The organism is Thermoleptolyngbya sichuanensis A183, assembly GCF_013177315.1.
GTDB lineage: Bacteria > Cyanobacteriota > Cyanobacteriia > Elainellales > Elainellaceae > Thermoleptolyngbya > Thermoleptolyngbya sichuanensis.
This window is the reverse complement of sequence record NZ_CP053661.1, coordinates 4,056,718-4,071,267: the sequence shown is the minus strand read 5'-3', so window position 1 is coordinate 4,071,267 and position 14,550 is coordinate 4,056,718. Positions and strand designations below refer to the sequence as shown.

12 protein-coding genes and 1 pseudogene are annotated in these 14,550 nt (G+C 57.5%); 6 read left to right on the top strand and 7 right to left on the bottom strand.

Going from position 1 to position 14,550, the window contains the following annotated elements:
* The first annotated feature begins 5 nt into the window (after positions 1 to 5).
* Positions 6 to 641, top strand: coding sequence for a cobalt-precorrin-8X methylmutase (locus HPC62_RS16960; RefSeq protein WP_172357584.1), 636 nt, complete (start codon positions 6 to 8; stop codon positions 639 to 641).
* Here the strand turns inward: HPC62_RS16960 and HPC62_RS16955 are convergent.
* From HPC62_RS16955 to purL, 3 genes are all read right to left on the bottom strand, one after another.
* Positions 638 to 1,129, bottom strand: coding sequence for a thiol-disulfide oxidoreductase DCC family protein (locus tag HPC62_RS16955; protein ID WP_172357583.1), 492 nt, complete (start codon positions 1,127 to 1,129; stop codon positions 638 to 640). The two genes, HPC62_RS16960 and HPC62_RS16955, sit on opposite strands and share 4 nt — an antisense overlap.
* Positions 1,130 to 1,403: 274 nt before the next feature.
* Complete coding sequence (purF, locus tag HPC62_RS16950) at positions 1,404 to 3,041, bottom strand: amidophosphoribosyltransferase (RefSeq protein WP_172357581.1); 1,638 nt, start codon at positions 3,039 to 3,041, stop codon at positions 1,404 to 1,406.
* Positions 3,042 to 3,257: 216 nt separating this feature from the next.
* A complete protein-coding gene (purL, locus tag HPC62_RS16945; RefSeq protein WP_172359006.1) occupies positions 3,258 to 5,636 on the bottom strand; it encodes a phosphoribosylformylglycinamidine synthase subunit PurL in 2,379 nt (792 codons plus the stop codon).
* A gap of 493 nt (positions 5,637 to 6,129) precedes the next feature.
* Between purL and psbA the strand changes: the two genes are divergently transcribed.
* The 4 genes from psbA to HPC62_RS16925 all read left to right on the top strand — a co-directional run bounded on the left by psbA (position 6,130) and on the right by HPC62_RS16925 (position 10,563).
* Positions 6,130 to 7,212 (top strand): photosystem II q(b) protein, encoded by a 1,083-nt coding sequence (gene psbA / locus HPC62_RS16940; protein WP_068510112.1) that lies wholly within the window; start codon positions 6,130 to 6,132, stop codon positions 7,210 to 7,212.
* A gap of 370 nt (positions 7,213 to 7,582) precedes the next feature.
* A complete protein-coding gene (locus HPC62_RS16935; RefSeq protein WP_172357580.1) occupies positions 7,583 to 8,572 on the top strand; it encodes a GNAT family N-acetyltransferase in 990 nt (329 codons plus the stop codon).
* 299 nt (positions 8,573 to 8,871) lie between these two features.
* Positions 8,872 to 10,179: a threonine synthase gene (gene thrC, locus HPC62_RS16930; RefSeq protein ID WP_172357579.1), complete on the top strand. Its 1,308-nt coding sequence runs from the start codon at positions 8,872 to 8,874 to the stop codon at positions 10,177 to 10,179.
* A gap of 108 nt (positions 10,180 to 10,287) precedes the next feature.
* A complete protein-coding gene (locus tag HPC62_RS16925) occupies positions 10,288 to 10,563 on the top strand; it encodes a ubiquitin-like small modifier protein 1 (protein WP_172357578.1) in 276 nt (91 codons plus the stop codon).
* Positions 10,564 to 10,644: 81 nt separating this feature from the next.
* Here the strand turns inward: HPC62_RS16925 and rnhA are convergent.
* The 3 genes and pseudogenes from rnhA to HPC62_RS16910 all read right to left on the bottom strand — a co-directional run.
* Positions 10,645 to 11,103 (bottom strand): annotated as a pseudogene (gene rnhA, locus HPC62_RS16920) (ribonuclease HI); the annotation flags it as partial.
* Between the two features lie 131 nt (positions 11,104 to 11,234).
* The gene (gene gatC, locus HPC62_RS16915) at positions 11,235 to 11,528 is read right to left on the bottom strand and encodes an Asp-tRNA(Asn)/Glu-tRNA(Gln) amidotransferase subunit GatC (RefSeq protein ID WP_172357576.1); all 294 of its coding nucleotides are present in this window, start codon (positions 11,526 to 11,528) and stop codon (positions 11,235 to 11,237) included.
* Between the two features lie 41 nt (positions 11,529 to 11,569).
* Complete coding sequence (locus HPC62_RS16910) at positions 11,570 to 12,091, bottom strand: photosystem I assembly protein Ycf3 (protein ID WP_068511273.1); 522 nt, start codon at positions 12,089 to 12,091, stop codon at positions 11,570 to 11,572.
* A 247-nt stretch (positions 12,092 to 12,338) separates the two neighbouring features.
* On the opposite strand from HPC62_RS16910, the gene HPC62_RS16905 reads away from it, so the two are divergent.
* A complete protein-coding gene (locus HPC62_RS16905; protein ID WP_172357575.1) occupies positions 12,339 to 13,637 on the top strand; it encodes a hypothetical protein in 1,299 nt (432 codons plus the stop codon).
* A 127-nt stretch (positions 13,638 to 13,764) separates the two neighbouring features.
* Here HPC62_RS16905 and HPC62_RS16900 read toward each other — a convergent pair whose 3' ends face one another.
* Entirely contained in the window at positions 13,765 to 14,550 is a 786-nt protein-coding gene (locus HPC62_RS16900) for a tryptophan-rich sensory protein (protein ID WP_172357574.1), read from the bottom strand.

Here is a 14,550-nt window from a genome sequence, read left to right as displayed (position 1 = left end):
GAAGGATGAGCCTTGAGCCTTCTCCGTCCCCGCTAAATCATCCCATTGTGGAGCAGAGTTTTGCGGTCATCGACCGGGAAATAGGGCCCCACCGCTTCGACCCGGCGGAATATGCGATCGCCCGTCGGGTGATCCATAGCACGGCGGATTTTGAGTTCAAAGATTTGCTGCGGTTTAGTGAGGGGGCAATTTCGGGGGCGATCGCCGCTTTGCAGCGCCAGATCCCGATTGTGGTAGACGTGAGCATGGTGCGTCAGGGCATTGCCACAATGGTCGCCAAGACGTTTTGCAATCCAATCGTGACGGCTGTAGAGGCGGCCGGTGCCGCCTTGCCCGGAAAGACCCTCACAGAAACGGGGATGCTGCGCTGTTGGGAGCAATATCCAGATGCGATATACGCCATCGGCAATGCTCCAACGGCGCTGCTCGCCCTCTGCCAAGCTGCACCAATGGCGACCGTGCAGCCCGCCCTAGTCATTGGCGCACCCGTCGGCTTTATCTCGGTGCTAGAAGCCAAGGCAACCCTCGCCCAAACCCCGCTCTCCCAGATCCGGGTAGAGGGGCGCAAGGGGGGGTCTTCCGTGGCCGCTGCCATTGTCAATGCGCTGCTGGTGCTGGCGTGGGAGGAGCATGGCAGCTAGACCTGGCAGCGATCGCCCTCATTGCACGCCAGCCGTTCTTGCCGCTGGCGCACCAGTTCCGCCAAATCTGGGCGACCCGTCAGCCGCAAGCGCCATGCAGCCCAGATGCCGTACAGCCCGTCGGCGAGCGCCCCAACCACAGGCACTCTGGTAATGGCATAAATCCAGCCCATGCCCAGCACTTCATAGACCCGGCGAAACACTTCCACGTTTTTAATCACGCTGCCGTCTGCCAGGACTGCGTGAATCCGCCCCATGGCCGTTTCAAAGTCCACGCCGCCATGCTGAGCTGGGTCGTAGTCCGCTGCGGCAATATCCACAAATTCCACCAGACCACGCCCTGCATCTTTTGCCCGCAAAAAGTTGACTTCTTTCACGCAGAGCGGGCACTCGCCATCGTAAAGCAGCTTGACCTGCCAGGTGGGGATAGCGGAGGCTCCTGGCGCGGGCACGGATGAAGACTCGGAAATTGTTGGAGATGAAGCCATACAAATTAAAAATTAATAAAAATTAAAACGCAGCGTAAACCAGAGCAAAATGCTTCAGAGAGATGCTCTTATTTTAAGAAAAATGAAGCGGCTGGGGAAATGGCTAAATCGAGGCACCAATATACTTTACGCAGCAATTTCATCCCTCGCCCTAAATTCCTCCCCCAGAGCGGGAGAGGGACTTCAAACCTTTGTCTGGCTCCCCTTCTCCCAAGCAGGGAGAAGGGGTTGGGGAATGAGGGCGGTAAGTTTGCTGTCTCAAGTATGTCAGTGCCTAAACCGACGCGGGCTGCGACAGTGGAGACTCGACCTTTGTTTGGGCGACCTTTTCTCTCTCCAGTTTTTCCTTTTCTAGCTTTTCTTTCTCCAACTTCTCAAACATCAGCTTCGAGCGCTTCACCTGTTCTGGCACGGGCACCGGATAGTTGCCCGTAAAGCAGGCTGAGCAAAAGCTTTCGGGATCGGTCTGCGTGGCCTGGAGCATTCCCTCCCAACTCAGATAGGCGAGGGAATCAACGCCAATCTGGTGGGCGATCTCTTCAACGGTTTTGGTGGCAGCGATCAGCTGATCCTGCGAATCGGTGTCGATGCCGTAGAAGCAGGGGTGCGTCACCGGGGGCGAGGAAATCCGCATGTGGACTTCTGTTGCGCCCGCATCCCGGAGGGCTTTCACGATCTTGCGGCTGGTGTTGCCCCGCACCAGCGAATCGTCCACGATTAGAATCCGCTTGCCCACCAGCACATCGCGCAGCGGGTTTAGCTTCATGCGGATGCCAGCCTCGCGCATACTCTGGGTCGGCTGAATAAAGGTGCGCCCGACATAGCGGTTTTTGATCAGCCCCTCGGCGTAGGGCACTTTGGATTCGCGGGAGTAGCCGATCGCAGCGGGAACCCCCGAATCGGGCACGCCCATCACCAGATCCACATCGGCAGGATTTTCCAGCGCCAGTTGTTTGCCTAGCCGCAGCCGATAGCTATAGAGGCTTTCCTCATGCATGAGGCTGTCAGGGCGGGCGAAGTAAATCATCTCGAAGATGCACAGCTTGCGGGTTTCGGGTTCGGCCCAGCGGACGGAGTGCAAGCCTTGCTCGTTGATCCAGACCAGTTCACCTGGCTCTACGTCGCGCAGATAATCGGCATTGATAATGTCTAGTCCGCAGGTTTCTGAGGCAACGACGTAGCGAGAGGTGCGATCGCGCTCGTCGTCCGGCAGCGTGCCAATGACCAGGGGACGGATGCCGTTGGGGTCACGGGTGACGAGTAGCCCAGCGGGTGTGCCGATGACCAGGCTAAAGGCTCCCTGACAGCGCTTGAAGGCGGCGATCGCCCCGTCGATCCAGTCCATGCCGCTGTTCACTGCTTCGGCCACGGCAAAGGCGATCGATTCAGAATCGGTCGTGGTTTGAAGCTGGGCGTTTTGTTGCAGCAGTTCCTCTCGCAGGATTCCGGCGTTGACCAGGTTGCCGTTGTGGGCCAGCGCCAGCGGGCCGAGCCGAGTTTGCACCACTGCGGGCTGGGCGTTGACCACGCGGCTCGATCCCGTCGTGGAATAGCGCGTGTGCCCCACTGCCAGGCCGCCTTTGAGCGTTGCGAGGATCTGTTCGCTGAAGACCTGCGTCACCAGCCCCATCTCTTTACATAGATGCACTTGCAGATCTAGCGGCGCGACGTTGCGGTAGCGGCTCACCTCTGAAACAGACGTGCCCTCGTAGGTGGCGATGCCGGCCGACTCTTGCCCGCGATGCTGGAGCGCAAACAGCCCAAAATAGGTTAGCTTGGCGACATCTTCGCCGGGTGCGTATACGCCAAACACACCGCAGGCTTCTTCGGGCTTGTCGGGGCGATCGCCCTCCTCTTGCTCATGCGGCTCAAACCTAGCAGACGGCAGGCAATCGTCATCATCGGGCATCATAGCGTGTCTCCAAAGGATTTGGGGTTTGGAATGGGGGATTAGGCGGAGTCCAAAGGGAAAGGCTTAACTGGTTCGCAACTTGTTTGTAACAATCCCTTAATCCTCTCATAGGCTTGCAGCGAGGCAAGGGGGAATCTTACGGACATTCGGCATGGTTTGCGGGTGGATGTCCTTTTCGGGTGGATGTCCCTTGCAGGCGGATGTCTACAGACAACATCAGTCAGCGGTGAGGCGACGCTCAATGGCATTCAACCAGCGATCGCCCATCTCGGCCATGCTAGCGTTTATCAGGCAGCGACCGTCGGCGGTAGAAATTTGCAGGGGTGCGGTTGCATCTGCGACCTGTCCCAACTTTTGCCAGCGATCGCCCAAATGCTCCCTCAAATAGGCTTCCCAGGCTGTGGTTTGCTCCGGCGCGACTGAAACTAAAATCCGCGCGCCTGCTTCCCCAAACAAAAGCAAGTCTAGCCGTTGGGACGTTGACAGCCCGCCGGACTCGCCCATCCCCAGACCCACCGTTGCACCCAAGCTGCCGCCGATGCAGCATTCTGCCAGTGCCACCGCCAGTCCGCCCTCGGCGCAGTCGTGGGCAGACTCCACCCAGCCGCGCCGGATTCCCTCCCGACAGGCTGCCTGTACCCGCCGCTCTAGGTCAAAATTCACCTCCGGCGGCCGCCCTGCCACGGTTTGGTGAACCACTGCCAGGTATTCCGAAGCGCCCAAGGTGGGCACAGCATCTGCTCCTAATAAGTAGATAACCGCACCGGGCGTTTTCCAGCCCAGCCCACATACCCGGCGCAAATCTTCGACCAAGCCCACCATGCCAACGACGGGGGTGGGGTAAATGGGCTGCGGCTTGCCCTCTGCGTCCAGCGTCTCGTTATACAGCGACACGTTACCGCCCGTGACGGGTGTTTGCAGTTCTCGACAAGCTTCCGCCAACCCCCGACAGGACTCGGCCAGTTGCCAGTAGCCAATGGGCTTTTCGGGACTGCCAAAGTTAAGATTATCCGTCACCGCCAGCGGCTCTGCCCCGACACAACTCAAGTTCCGCGCTGCCTCTGCCACAGCCATCTTTGCGCCCTCGTAGGGATGCAGGTAGACATAGCGGGCGTTGCAATCGACGGTGGCGGCAACAGCTTTGATAAAGGCAGAGGTGAGTGGGGGACTCCCTGCGGCTGTCTCCTTGCTGTCAGGTTCCTGCGGCCGCAGGCGCACCACGGCGGCATCGGCTCCACCGGGCAACAGAACCGTGTTGTTTTGCACCTGATGGTCGTATTGGCGATAGACCCAGCGCTTGGAAGCGATAGTGGGGCTATCGAGCAGGCGCAGTAGCAGGTCGTTCCAGGTGGAGAGTGTGCCGTTTATCGTGATGCCGTCGGGGGCGCTGGGGGGAAGCTGGTCTTCCGTCCAGGCCCAGGCGGTGCGGGCGTAGTCAGGCGGTTCGGGCAACAGTTCGCGATGATAAATCGGTGTGTTGTCGGAAAGGGCGGTGGCGGGCACTTCAGCGGCGATCGCCCCCTGATAGAAAATCCGCACCACGGGTTCTTCAATGACGCGCCCGGCCACCACCGCGTGCAGCCCCCAACGATGGAAGATATCGATTAGCTCTTGTTCGCGGCCAGCATGGGCCACAAACAGCATCCGCTCCTGCGATTCCGACAGCAGAAACTCGTAGGGAACCATGCCCGTCTCGCGGACGGGGATTTTGTCCAGGTCCAGCTCGATACCCACACCGCCTTTCGCCGCCATTTCCGAGGTAGAACAGGTAATTCCCGCTGCGCCCATATCCTGGGCGGCGGCAACGGCTCCGGTTTTGAAGGCTTCTAGACAGGCTTCGATCAGGGATTTTTCCAGAAACGGATCACCCACTTGAACCGCCGGGCGATCGTCCATCGACTCGTCGCTCAGTTCGGCGCTGGCAAAGCTGGCTCCGCCCATGCCGTCTCGTCCGGTCGTCGAGCCGACATACAGCACCGGATTGCCAATCCCAAACGCGCCAGACTTCACAATTTCGGGCGTTTCCATCAGCCCAATTGCCATCGCGTTCACCAGCGGATTCTCTGCATAGGCGGGGTCAAAGTAGACTTCACCCCCCACTGTCGGCACGCCCACACAGTTGCCATAGTGGGCAATGCCCGCCACCACCCCGTTCACCAGTCGTCGGGTACGCGGATCTTCCAAATTGCCAAAGCGGAGTGAGTTCAGCACCGCAATGGGGCGAGCGCCCATTGTGAAAATGTCTCGCAGGATGCCGCCTACACCCGTCGCTGCGCCCTGAAACGGCTCCACGGCCGAGGGGTGATTGTGCGACTCGATTTTGAAGGCCAGTTGCAACCCGTCGCCCATGTCCACCACACCTGCATTTTCGCCTGGGCCGACCAGGATGCGCTCTCCCGCAGTGGGGAACTGCTTCAGCAGAGGGCGCGAGTTTTTGTAGCAGCAGTGTTCCGACCACATGACACCAAACATGCCCAGTTCTGCTTTGTTGGGATGGCGACCCAGGCGGCGGACGATCTCTTCGTATTCTTCAGGCTTCAGCCCTTCGGCGGCGATTTCTTCGGGCGAAAAAGGGGGAGAGGCAGCGGCAGTCATGGAGAGGTTTGGGCGAATCGCGCAGTCGGCGCTTTGGACAAGCTTCATTGTATAGCTGCGGGTCGAGTTGCTGGGGCGATCGCCCCTCACCTGCCGCACTAGATATTTCGGCCGACGGCAGGGCAACCGTACTGAATGCGTGGCTATACGCAGCTTTTGAGGGCGATCGCAATATTTCGTTACATTTCACCCGATGGACCGTTGATGCTCTTACTCTGTCACTCGCTTCTACGTTGTCGAACATTAACGGTACTGAGACATACACGTAACTGAGCGTTACACAGTAGGGAACGCTCATTGCTATGGGTCTGTCTTATGCATCTCCGGCTTTTCAGAGGTTTAGAGCAAGAGATTCATGTACGAATTCTTAGAAAAATCAAAAGATCATCGCGAAGTGCTTTACAAGTCGAAACAGTATCGCTAAATTAGTTAACACAGGGAGGCAAAAGCACTGACCTGTACCGAATACATACCTTTCAAGCACTTATCTATCATGACAACGACCCTACAACGCACCGAACGTGCAAGCGTATGGGAACAGTTTTGCAACTGGGTAACCAGCACCGAGAACCGCCTGTACGTAGGCTGGTTCGGCGTACTGATGATCCCCACCCTGCTGACTGCCACCGCTTGCTTCATCATCGCCTTCATCGCTGCTCCCCCCGTGGACATCGACGGCATCCGTGAACCCGTCGCAGGCTCCCTGCTGTACGGCAACAACATCATCACCGGCGCAGTGGTTCCCTCCAGCAACGCCATCGGTCTGCACTTCTACCCCATCTGGGAAGCCGCCTCTCTAGACGAGTGGCTGTACAACGGTGGTCCCTACCAGCTCGTCGTCTTCCACTTCCTGATCGGCGTATTCTGCTACATGGGACGTGAATGGGAACTGAGCTACCGCCTGGGTATGCGTCCCTGGATCTGCGTCGCCTACAGCGCCCCCGTAGCCGCTGCGACCGCAGTGTTCCTGATCTACCCCATCGGACAAGGTTCCTTCTCCGACGGTATGCCCCTGGGCATCTCCGGCACCTTCAACTTCATGTTCGTGTTCCAAGCAGAGCACAACATCCTGATGCACCCCTTCCACATGCTGGGCGTAGCAGGCGTGTTCGGCGGCTCCCTGTTCTCCGCCATGCACGGTTCGTTGGTGACTTCCTCCCTAGTGCGCGAGACCACCGAAGTTGAATCGCAGAACTACGGCTACAAGTTCGGACAAGAAGAAGAAACCTACAACATCGTTGCTGCCCACGGCTACTTTGGTCGGTTGATCTTCCAATACGCCAGCTTCAACAACAGCCGCTCGCTGCACTTCTTCCTGGGTGCATGGCCTGTGATCGGCATCTGGTTCACGGCGCTGGGCATCAGCACGATGGCGTTCAACCTGAACGGGTTCAACTTCAACCAGTCCATCATCGACTCTCAGGGTCGCGTGGTGAACACCTGGGCAGACATCCTGAACCGCGCCAACCTGGGTATGGAAGTGATGCACGAGCGCAACGCTCACAACTTCCCCCTCGACTTGGCTGCTGGCGAAGCTGCTCCTGTGGCTCTGGTTGCGCCCCAAATCAATGGCTAATTCTGGCTGTGCCTTGGCGTCTGCTTAGCGTTTGCTGAGTCTGTCTGATTAGCTAGTCTCTGAGCGCCTCCTGCGGGGGGCGCTTTTTCGCGTGGGGAGGGTTTGAATATCGGCTTTTATCGGCTTTCCTGAGTGATGCTACCCATGAAATGACTAGAAGCCTCCCAAACGCTGAGACATCCAAAGTCGCAAATCCAAAACCCAAAATCTAAAATCCAAAATGAATCAGCCTTTTCCGTCCAGGCTTGCAGCGTGGTTATTGCAAACCTTTGTTGACCTGTGGATCGGGGCGATCGCCCTCTGGCTACTATTGAGCTGCTGCTGCTGAAAATGAGCAACGCTTAAACGCTACCCAGACCCACCCAGACTCATGGCCATTACGATTCGGGCAATGCAGGAAGCGGATTTGGCGATCGCCGATCATCTCTTCCGTCTGGCGTTTGGCACCTTTATCGGCCTGCCCGACCCGCAAGACTTTGCCAGAACGATGAACTACATGAATCGGTGGTATCTCGACCCATCCGCCGCGTTTGTCGCAGAAGATAATGGTCAGATCGTTGGCTCAAATATTGCGGTGAACTGGGGCAGCTTTGGCGGGTTTGGCCCACTCACTGTCCATCCCGACTACTGGAATCAGAAGGTAGGGCAGCAACTCGTCAGCGCTGCAATGGACTATTTTGCTCAGCATCAAATATCTCAGCTTGGCATCTTTACGTTTTCCAACAGCCCTAAACACCTCGCACTCTACGAGCGGTTCAGGTTTCACCCCCGCTGTTTGACGGCGGTCATGAGCAAGCCCGTTCAGCCTCAGAATTCCCAGCCCCCTCTTCAGCCCGGCCTGAGATATTCAGAGTTGGCGGCGGCCACGCAAGCAGACAGTTTGGCTCGCTGTGCTGAGCTGACCAATACAGTGTTCGAGGGACTCGACTTGAGCAACGAAATTCGCACCGTTGCCGCTCGCCACTGGGGCGAGACCGTACTGCTGGAAAGCCAGGGTTCCCCTGTCGAAAATCAACATCTGGAGGGGTTTGCGATTTGCCATTGTGGAGAAGGTACTGAAGCAGGCAAAGACGCTTGTTACGTGAAATTTGGTGCGGTGCGGTCGGGCGATTCCCGTGGGGATCGCTTCGCGAATCGCGCGTCCGAATCCCTCGCCTCTCTGTTGCAAGCCTGCGAAGGTCTGGCGGCTCAGCGCGGACTCTCAACCCTGATCTGCGGGGTCAATACGGAGCGGCAGGGTGCGTACCAGCTTTTGCGGAGCCTGGGGTTTCGCATCGACATCCTGGGCGTGGCGATGCTCTGCCCAAACCAGCCTGCGTTTAACCATCCCGGTGCGTTCGTGTTGGATGATTGGCGCTGAGGACTAGAGTCAACGATGAAACCCCTGCTGAAATCTTCCTTACCTTGAATGCGGCAGGACTTACGCAGCAAGAAATTGTCCAAAACCCCAAAAGCTTATTGCAAGTGCGTAAGTCCTGTGCGGTTCAAATGCAGTGAAATTCGGGATCGAGTCAAATCCCGACAAAAAAAGTCGGGTATGTTTGACGCTGTTTGTTGCCCATGCTACGATTCCTTGCATTGGGTGAAGGAAACCTGCAACCCTTTCCCAGACTTCATTTCACGCAAAACGAACGAGATATCACAGGACGAGACCCCTCCATGACGCTGGCAACCCACCCCACCCAAACCCGTTCCACCGCTGCTGCTTTTTCTGGCTTGAAGTGTAAAGAGTGCGGTGCAGAGTATGAAGCAAAGGCAATTCACGTTTGCGAATTGTGCTTTGGGCCACTGGAAGTGACCTACGACTACGCCCACCTGAGCAAAGTCGTGACCCGTCAAACCATCGAAGCCGGCCCCAAGTCTATCTGGCGCTATCGCTCTTTCTTGCCCGTTGCAACGGATAACCTGATTGACGTGGGCACAGGCTTTACGCCGCTGCTGAAGGCAAACCGTCTGGCGCGTCGCCTGGGTATCAAAAATCTCTACATCAAGAACGACGCAGTGAACATGCCCACCCTCAGCTTCAAAGACCGGGTGGTGTCCGTGGCGCTGACTCGCGCACGGGAACTGGGCTTTACGACGGTTTCCTGCGCTAGCACTGGGAACTTGGCAAACTCGACAGCGGCGATCGCCGCCCACGCAGGGCTAGACTGCTGTGTGTTTATTCCCTCTGACCTGGAAGCAGGCAAAGTCCTGGGTACGCTGATCTACGGGCCCACCGTCATGGCCGTTCATGGCAACTATGACCAAGTGAACCGCCTCTGCTCGGAAGTCGCCAACACCCACGGCTGGGGCTTTGTGAATATCAACCTGCGCCCCTACTATTCCGAAGGTTCCAAAACCCTGGGCTACGAAGTCATCGAGCAGCTTGGCTGGCAACTGCCGGACCACATCGTTGCGCCGCTGGCCTCTGGCTCTCTGTTCACGAAAATATACAAAGGCTTCCAAGAATTTACCAAAGTTGGCTTGGTGGAGGAGAAAGCGGTGCGTTTCAGCGGCGCTCAGGCAGACGGCTGCTCGCCTATTGCCCAGGCCTACCGCGAAGACCGCGACTTCATCACACCCGTCAAACCCAATACCATTGCCAAATCCATCGCGATTGGCAATCCGGCAGATGGGGTATATGCACTGGACATTGCCCGCAAGACCAATGGCAATATTGAATCAGTCAGCGATCCGGAAGTGGTCGAAGGCATCAAACTACTGGCCGAAACCGAAGGCATCTTCACCGAAACCGCAGGCGGCACTACGATCGCCGTTCTGAAAAAACTGGCTGAAGCAGGCAAAATCAACCCCGACGAAACCACCGTCGCCTACATCACGGGCAACGGGCTGAAGACCCAGGAAGCTGTCCAGGGCTACATTGGCGAACCCCTCACTATCGAACCCAAGCTGGAAAGCTTTGAACGGGCGCTGGAGCGGGCGCAGACGCTGGGCCGCCTGGAATGGCAGCAGGTCACGGTTTAAGAGACCCAAATTCCTAGGGGCAGGGGCTAGACTGCTTGCTTCTCAGCTTCGATAACCCTCTGTTACCCCGTCAATCCGTTTACTCCTTCCACCCCAATTTTCTCAGCTATGTCTGTCAAAGTTCTCATTCCCACGCCGCTGCAACAGTTCACTGCCAATCAGGCGACTGTAGAAGTCGAAGGCGCGACGATCGCCGAATTGCTGGATAAGCTCGATGCGTCTTTTCCTGGGATTAAGGCCCGTCTGTGCGACGACCAGGGCAAACTCCGCCGCTTTGTGAACTTCTATGTGAATAGCGAAGACATCCGGTTTTTGGACGGCGCAAACACGGTGCTGAATGCAGGCGATGAAGTGAGCATTGTGCCTGCTGTGGCGGGCGGCTAGCTGGTCTAGCCAGTCTGTGCGGGGGCGATGGCGCTCTGCGTAGGTGCTAAGAATTCGACACAGCACTCAAGAGACGGGGCCGATTTGCTGCAAGTGGGGCACTTGTCCTTGGGCAAAGGCACGGGCGATCGCATCACAGCGTTCGTTCCCGGCGTTGCCCGCGTGGCCGCGCACGTAAGTCCACTGGATCTGACGAGAATTCAGCGCGTCGAGCCGCTGCCAGAGTTCCTGGTTTAATACTGCGCCACCGCTAGAGGTTGTCCAGCCTTTGCGCTTCCAGCCATTCATCCATTGCGTGATGCCGTTGATCAGGTATTGGCTATCGGTGTAGAGCGGGATGGGCTGCGTTTGTCCGGTGGCTTTCAGGTATTCCAGCGCTGCGATCGCCGCCTGCATTTCCATGCGGTTGTTGGTGGTTTGGCGATCGCCCCCGCCCATTTCATGAACGCTGCCGTCTTCAAACACGACGAGCGTTCCCCAGCCACCCGGGCCAGGGTTTCCCGAACAGGCCCCATCGGTGTAAATCGCTTGAATTTTCATGGTTTGTCCTGACGACTGGTGCTGTAGCGACTCGTGTTGTGACTATTCAGGGTTTAGCTGACCAGGACATAACTGGATCAGGACATAACTGTTCAGAACCGTTTAGAGCAAAACTGATGATCGGATCGGGGCTAATCGCCCCCGCCCATAATCTGCGGCACTTTAAAGAACTCGCCGTCGCGATCGGGGGCGCTATCGAGAATCGCCTCGCGGTTGGGATAGGGCTGGAGCGCATCAGGACGCACGACATTGCTCACGTCGATGGCGCGAGTCGTCGGCGGCACGTCGCGGGTATCCAGCTCATTCAGTTGCTCAAAATATTCCAAAATACTGCCAAGCTGCGTGGTGAACTGCTCCTCCTCGGCGGGTGTCAGCGCCAAACGAGCGAGGTGGGCAACTTTGTGAACCTGTTCGCGATCGAGCATTTTTAGGAAAAAGGAAAAACAAAGAGACGAGGGGGGAAATCTTAGAAAAATACGTCGATCTTCATGCGGCCGGTGGTTTTCAGCCAGTTTTGGGCTTCGATGTAGTTGTTGGGCGCAAGGCGGATGGCTCGCTCCCAGTATTCCGCCGCCTGGTCATAGTTCTTGTCGGCTTCGCTGGTGTTGTTCGCCAGTTCGGCCTGTTCGCCCAGGTAGTGGTAGATCACCGCAATATTGTTGAGCGCCTGCGGCATTCGAGGGTTAAGTTCCAGCGCTTGGTGGTAGCTTTCCAGGGCGCGATCGTGTTCGCCGTTGCTGGCGTAGATTAGCCCCATGTTATATAGCACAAAGCTGCGATCGTAGGGGTCTTGCTCCAGCTTCAGCGCTTCCTCGTAGTTTGCCAGAGCTTCGGCATATTCCCCATCCGCCTGAGCCGACATGCCATCTCGATAGTAGGCAAAGGCTTCTTTGGCGGCCTTGTTCGTCGGCAGTACCTTGAGAATCAGGTCTGCCATGACGGTAAAGGTCTTATCAATGAAGTTGTCGTTGCGTTGAGATCTGGGCATAGCTGCGTTTGGGAAAAGCCTGGAAAATCCTATTTGCTACTTTATCGCTGATTTGCAACCTTTGGCCGGAGCGTTGGCAGGGGTTCCGAAAATCTACGGATTTGTCGATGATGGGCATCACGACCGGAGGGGGAAGTGAGTCACGCCGCAGGGCAAAGTGCAACCTCTCAGCCTTGGCTCCGAAACATTGTCACTTTGCTTCAAAAATTTCTAGAGTGAAGATAGTTTCTGGCTTAAGGGAAACGCTATGGCACTGGATGCCGAATTGATGAAAGCCGTCGAGCGGCTTAATTATCGAGTCACCGCAGGCGACCTGGCTTCGCTGGCAGGGCTGGACGTGAAGCGGGCCGAGCAAGGTCTGCTGGCGCTGGCATCTGAGGCGGGCGGGCACATGCAGGTGTCGGACGCGGGCGATATTGCCTATGTCTTTCCGCGCAATTTTCGCCAAGTGTTGCAAAATAAATACTTCCGGCTGCGGCTACAGGCCTGGTGGAGCAAGGTCTGGCGGGTGATGTTCTACTTGATTCGCATCAGCTTTGGGATTGCGCTGGTGGCCTCGATTGTCCTGATTGCGATCGCCATTATTGCCGCCATGCTGGCCCTCAGCGCCGCCCAGGGCGACAACGACCGCGACTTTGACGGCGGCGGCATGGTGATGCTGCCCCGCATGTGGATTGGCCCCGACTGGTACTGGATTTTTCTGCCGGACACCGATCGTCGCCATCGCCGCGAACAGGCAGAAAACGCCAGCGATCCCAAAAATCAAATGAGTTTCCTGGAATCGGTGTTTTCGTTCCTGTTTGGCGATGGCAATCCGAATGCAAATCTGGAGGAGCGGCGCTGGCGGGCGATCGCCAATGTCATCCGCAACCAGCGGGGCGTAGTGGTTGCCGAGCAAGTCACCCCTTACCTCGACCAGATCAACACCGCAACCACCGACCTAGAAGACTACATGCTGCCTGTGCTGACCCGCTTCAACGGCCGCCCAGAGGTCAGCCCCACGGGCGAACTGGTCTACCACTTCCCCGAACTGCAAGTCACCGCCCAGCAGCAAAATCGCCTCTCGGTGGCGGCATACCTGAAGGAATTGCCCTGGCGCTTTAGCCAAGCGACATCTGGGCAACTGATGATGGCGGCTGGGCTGGGCGTGGTGAATATTGTCGGCGCGCTGATGCTGGGTTCCCTGCTGCGGGGCGGCGCGGCATCGCTGGGCGGCATCGTCGGCTTGGTCGGCGGTATTTATGGGCTGCTGCTGGCCTACGCGGCGGGTTTTCTAATTGTGCCGCTGGTGCGCTATCTGTGGATTCAGGGACGCAACAAGGCGATCGCCGCCCGCAACGAAATGCGCCAGCGTCGCGCCGAAGCGCTGAATCGCCTCGGGCCGAAAATTCAGGAAAAACTCGCCTTTGCCCAGCAGTTTGCGCTGGAATCTGTCGTGGATGAAGCCAACCTGGCCTACAGCACTCAGGAAGACCTGACCCCGCAGGAACTCGCCCAGGTAGACAAAATCGATGCGGAATGGCGCAGGCGGCTGGAGGGGCATTAGGGGTGATGGGGAGGGGCGGAAAAAGGAAGAGAGAAGAACGAAGAACGAAAAGCGAAAAAAGGAAAACCAGAACCTCTTCGTTCTTCGTTCTTCTCTCTTCGTTCTTCTCTCTTCGTTCTTCCCTCCATCACTCAAACCGCTGCCTTGGCTGCCACAGGCTCCAGAGGACGACCCCTGCCAGCAGAACTGCGCCGCCGATCGCCCCAATTTGTACCAGCGGAAAGGCGGACTGTCGCACGGCGATCGCCCCATACGCCCAGATAAACACCAGCAGAAACGCGATGTCTCGCCGCTGGAAAAAGACGACAAGGGCGATCGCCGTTCCAATGACCAGCAGCAGCAGCGCCCACAGGTCTGGGGCAAGGCCGCCGCTCCAGTTGTTGGCAAACAGGGCCGAGGCAATGTTCACAATCGTCGCGACAGAAATCCACGCCAGGTAGATGCTGAAGGGAAGGTGGGCATTCCAGCGGCGATCGCGCCCCACCCGATCGCGCCCAATGCCCAGCCGCAGATAGGCAAAAATGAGCGACCCCAGGATGATCAGCATAGCCAAGACCGAGGCCCAAAACTGCCGAAATGTAAACAGATAAATCCACGCGATTTGGGCAACACAGGCGACGATCAACAGCGCGTCTGCCTGCACAATGGCAGTATCGCCAGTCTGGGCCGGGCGAATTTGGTAAATGCCGTAGGCAATCAGCCCGACGTAAATCACGCCCCAGATGATGAAGGCGTAGTTTGCAGGCAAGACCCGCACGTCCCTCAGCAGCGTGTTGGCTAGTTCGCCCACGTTCACGCCGCCGGGGGGGTTGGTGTTGGACAGGGTGTTTACCGCCAGGGTAGCCAAGATGGCAATCGGGGTGGCGATCGCCAGCACCGTTCCCCCCGTTGATTTCTGCGTTGATGATTTCAT